The sequence below is a fragment of the Sphingobium sp. WR1 genome (genome assembly GCF_059693745.1).
On record NZ_JCATID010000062.1, the window covers coordinates 1 to 4,229 of the forward strand.

Annotated in this window: 5 protein-coding genes; all 5 read left to right on the forward strand. The window is 62.5% G+C overall.

What is annotated here, in order from left to right; genetic code table 11:
• Nucleotides 1–223: 223 nt before the first annotated feature.
• The 5 genes from AC58EF_RS28115 (at nucleotide 224) to AC58EF_RS28135 (ending at nucleotide 3,901) form a co-directional block, all read left to right on the forward strand.
• The gene (locus AC58EF_RS28115; RefSeq protein WP_497279660.1) at nucleotides 224–619 is read left to right on the forward strand and encodes a hypothetical protein; all 396 of its coding nucleotides are present in this window, start codon (nucleotides 224–226) and stop codon (nucleotides 617–619) included.
• 284 nt (nucleotides 620–903) lie between these two features.
• Entirely contained in the window at nucleotides 904–1,512 is a 609-nt protein-coding gene (locus AC58EF_RS28120; RefSeq protein ID WP_497279661.1) for an outer membrane protein, read from the forward strand.
• A 75-nt stretch (nucleotides 1,513–1,587) separates the two neighbouring features.
• The gene (locus AC58EF_RS28125) at nucleotides 1,588–2,223 is read left to right on the forward strand and encodes an NADPH-dependent FMN reductase (protein WP_497279662.1); all 636 of its coding nucleotides are present in this window, start codon (nucleotides 1,588–1,590) and stop codon (nucleotides 2,221–2,223) included.
• Between the two features lie 62 nt (nucleotides 2,224–2,285).
• Nucleotides 2,286–3,332 carry a hypothetical protein gene (locus AC58EF_RS28130; RefSeq protein WP_497279663.1) on the forward strand — a complete coding sequence of 349 codons (1,047 nt, stop codon included), beginning with the start codon at nucleotides 2,286–2,288 and terminating at the stop codon, nucleotides 3,330–3,332.
• Nucleotides 3,333–3,499: 167 nt separating this feature from the next.
• Nucleotides 3,500–3,901: a GFA family protein gene (locus AC58EF_RS28135; RefSeq protein WP_497279664.1), complete on the forward strand. Its 402-nt coding sequence runs from the start codon at nucleotides 3,500–3,502 to the stop codon at nucleotides 3,899–3,901.
• The last annotated feature ends 328 nt before the right edge of the window (nucleotides 3,902–4,229 follow it).

A 4,229-nucleotide genomic window follows, 5' to 3' on the forward strand; every position in this document is an offset into this window, starting at 1 on the left:
TAGCCGCGTCGCATAAGCGTTCGCTGATTGTTCGCCCTTAGCGTTGTTTAGCGTACCATCCACGCTATGCCCTCATTAAGGCTGTGGAGGGCTCGTCCCACGCCCGCCGGCCTGATCTGCGATCATGAACCGACAGGCAATAATCCATGCATCGGGCGCGCGTTGATCGCGTGGCGGGCGCGTGCGAGTTCGGACCCGAAAATCAAGAACAGGACGGATGACGATGATCCAGGAAACCATTTGGCCCAAGAGCGCGCGCTTTACTCGCCGGCATGACCGACCCATTCCGCTCGTTCATTACGGACAACTCAACAGCGTTGAGTGGGAAGTCGTCGAAATGGCGCGCTGGGACGGTCCGAGGAACTTGAAACCCAATGGATTGCTCGCGCGGGTGCAACAAGTTCTTTTCGGGGTCGACACCCCGCTGCCACTCGCGAATTCCCGTCTCGAATCCCTGCGGCGCTTCTCGGTCAAGGCGTGGTTCTGGAAGCATATGTGCGAAAAGGATCTGCGTGCGCTTCTGGAAGCTGGCTTCTCATCGGATGACGCAAGGCGCATCCTCGCACATGTCGCATGTCATCGCGGCTTTGCGCCTTCGGTCGAAATCTGGCCAGCCTGAGCAAGGCGCTCCCGTTTCCCTGCGTTAGCTGAGGACGATCAACGGTAATCGGAGCCCGCGCAGGCAGCTTCGCCTTTGGGCGCATCACCTTCAACCATTTGAAATCCCGCAAGGGGCCGGCACGTCGCTGCCGGCCCCTTTTGCTGTGTCACGCTCAAGAATCATGCACCACGGAGACATGATCCTTGAACCAAATCACGATTGATGAACCGTGGGGAAGGGTCGATCTGGCTTTCACCCGCTCCGGTCTGGAAGCGGCTAGTTCAAAAAAACAGGAGTAAAGAATGCGCCTCCCCAAGATTGTCCTCTCCTTCACCATTCTCGGCACCGCTTTCACCGGCCCAGCATTTGCGGAGGAATTCAACGGGCCGTTTGTCGGCGTCCAGGCGGGGTGGAACTCTACCGAGGTCCAGGATCCCCAGACGCCGCTTGGCGTGGTCTCGATGGACGACGATCAGCAATCGTTCACTGGCGGTGTTTACGCCGGCTTCGATCGCCGCGTGAATGATCGCATCGTGATCGGCGCCGAAGGCAGCTTCGATGTTACCAATGACGACAAGCTGCACGGCTTCAGTGGCGCCAGCGCTTACGCGCTTGATCCCAAATACTCGTTCGACCTGACCGCGCGCGCCGGCTATCTGGTTACGCCGGACACGCTCCTTTATGCCCGGGGCGGTTATACCAATGCGCGGGTGAAAACCACGATGACGGACATCGCTGGTACGCAGTCCGCAACCACCAACCAGGATGGCTGGCTCGTCGGCGGCGGTGTCGAGCGTCAGCTTACGAGCAACGTGTCCGCGCGGCTCGAATATCGTTATTCGGATCTGAGCGAGGGTGACGGCAAGTACGACCGCAACCGTGTTCTCGCCGGGGTGAGCTACCGCTTCTGAATTGCGCAAGCGGGCGGAGGTCCCGACCTCCGCCCCCTCGACTTTCTGATAACCAGGACATCCCAAGAGAGCATCATGGCACTCAAACTGAACATCATCATCGGCTCCACACGCCCCGGGCGCATGGGACCAGTCATCGCGGCCTGGGTTATGGAAGCGGCTGTTGAGCACGGCAAGTTCGACGTCGAACTGGTCGACCTTGCTGACTTCAATCTCCCGCTCCTCAATGAGGCCGCCCATCCAAAGTCGCAGCAATACGTCAACGAGCCCACCAAGCGGTGGAGCGCCTGCGTGGCATCAGCGGATGCCTATCTCTTCGTCACGCCCGAATACGATTATTTCGTCCCTGCTGCTCTCGTGAATGCGGTGCAGGCCCTGATGCTGGAGTGGCTTTACAAGACCGCCGGCGTGGTGAGCTACGGCGGCATTTCAGGCGGCTTGCGGTCAGCTCAGGCCCTCCGCCAACTCTTGGGCAATGTAAACGTGCACGCGCTTCCGCAAGTGATACCGGTCCCCAACTTCGCGCAGTTCATCGGTCATGACGGCGTGTTCCGTCCCAATCAGCCGACGCAAGATGGCCTCAACGATCTGCTGGATGAGCTTTACAAGTGGGCTTACGCGCTGAAGACGCTCCGGCCTGATGGGACTCCGGAGGCCGGAGATACCAACGCGGGCCGCGAGGCGGCTGATCAGCAACTGCGCATTGCCTAACCCCTTCTGACACATGTGACGGGCGGCGGCGGCGCGTCTCCGCCCGCGACGAGGAACCAGCTATGAAGAAGATCCTCTTGAGCGCCGCCGCGACCATCAGCCTGGTCGTTTCCGCCACTGCAACGGCCTCTCCCTTTGGACCCCCGCCGTCGCCGCCAGCGGGCGGCGGGTTCCGCGGCGGCGGCCTGCCAAGCCTGCCGTCCGATATCCCGCGAGGATCGAGCGGCGCCAATTTGCCCGACCTGGCGCGCGGCAAGGAGCCCGGCTTGCGGGGCGGTGGCAATGGGCCTCGCGAGCGCGCTCGTGACGGGTCCGCGAGCCAGCGCGGCAGCATCGGCCAAGAAAGCGCCGGCTTGCGCAGCGGCCGAGGCCAGGACGGTGCCGCCACCTTGCCCCGCGGCCGGAATGCTAAACGGACGGCAGGGTATGGCGGAGGTTCCGCAGCCGCGGCCGCCGGAGCGACCGACGGACGCAATGCCACCGCGGTCGCCGGTAATCGTGACGGCCGCAGCGGCTCGTTCCATGGATATGCAAACCGCAGTGACGCGAGCGGTGAGATCCGGGGCTATCGCAACGGCAAGCGCGGCGGTGTGGCCGGGTACGCCCAGGGCGATAGCGGCGGTGGCGGTGTGGCCGGCTATCGCAGTGGCCGCAATGGCGCGGGTGTTGCCGGGGTCGGCGACGGCAATGGGGGTGCAGTCGTCGCCGGATACAAAGACGGCAAGCGCGGCGGCGCCGTCGCGGCTTATGACGACGGAAATGGGCATGCCGGAGTCGTGAGAGTGCAAGGCGGGAGCAGTCGCTCCCGCAACTATTCGGGCAGTTACTCGGGCAGCTATTCAAGCGGCACCAGCTACTCCTACCATGTTTATGACGACGCCGATTACTATTACCGCGGGGGTTGCCGCCGCTCGACCGTCGCCGGAATGGCCGCGGGTGCGATTACGGGTGCCGCCGCCGGTGCAGCGACCGCGAGTGCCAGCAGTGGCGACGATGATAGCAGCGACACTTCGGACACGCGCAAGAACACCGCGAATGACGCGACCAGCGGTGCCGTCGGAGGCGCGGTTGGCGGCGCCGTCGGGGCCGCCGTGGCTGGTGATTGTTAGGCTTAATCGAGTGAAGTCCGCGGGGTAACCGTTGGCGGGTGCCCCGCGGGTCTCATCTGTTGTACCCAAATAGTCGGACACGCACGCGGCAGCAGCGATCTTGTTCTGCGTGACAGGATCGGCAAAATATCAGCTAACCAAGTTCGGCGAGAATGGGGAGAGAAGTCGTGCTAACGGGGTCTTGTCACTGCGGCACGGCACGGTGGACCCTTGTCGGCTATCCGGGTTCGATCATAGCATGCAACTGCACGCTCTGCCGTCGATACGGCGCGCTCTGGGCTTATGACCATGATGGCGGGCGGATCAGCATCGCCGGGCAAATCTCATCCTACACTCGGGCCGGGAAGAGCAATCCGGCGCTGGAAATCTTGTTCTGCCCGTCCTGCGCCTGCGTCTTAGGCTGGCGCGGGCTCCGCTTCGACGAGGACGACCGCCGACCAATGGCGGTCAATCTGCGGCTCGCTCCTCCCGAGGCGGTGGCGCACCTGCCCATCGACCATTTCGACGGGCTCGACACATTCGAGGATCTTCCGCCGAGCGGGCGCTGCGTGCGCGACTTGTGGTCATGACGGTCCGCCAAATGTCGCTTGCCAACGTGGAGAGGCTCTAGGGCGAGAGACGGATAACCGCCTGTCCATCAAAAAACGAAGCTGAACGATGGGCAGCTTTCGGACGCTTCTATTTGGGACCGGAATGACCGAGATGTCCAACTAGCGGACATAACGCCCGTTCCCAGTTTGGCAATGAAGTGTCCGGTATTGAGAATGGCAATTCGGCCATTGAGCGACGGAGAAGGGTCGACACCGGAAGGCGGCACGTGGAACAAATCCGTCGCCCGCGACGATTTTGACCAACGGCGGGTTCGACCGAGTGCTGCCGTTCGCGAGCATCCCGAAA

Coding starts and splice junctions, on each gene's coding strand:
- AC58EF_RS28125 (WP_497279662.1), top strand. CDS start 1,588: ATGGCACTCAAACTGAACATCATCATCGGCTCCACACGCCCCGGGCGC.
- AC58EF_RS28120 (WP_497279661.1), top strand. CDS start 904: ATGCGCCTCCCCAAGATTGTCCTCTCCTTCACCATTCTCGGCACCGCT.
- AC58EF_RS28115 (WP_497279660.1), top strand. CDS start 224: ATGATCCAGGAAACCATTTGGCCCAAGAGCGCGCGCTTTACTCGCCGG.
- AC58EF_RS28130 (WP_497279663.1), top strand. CDS start 2,286: ATGAAGAAGATCCTCTTGAGCGCCGCCGCGACCATCAGCCTGGTCGTT.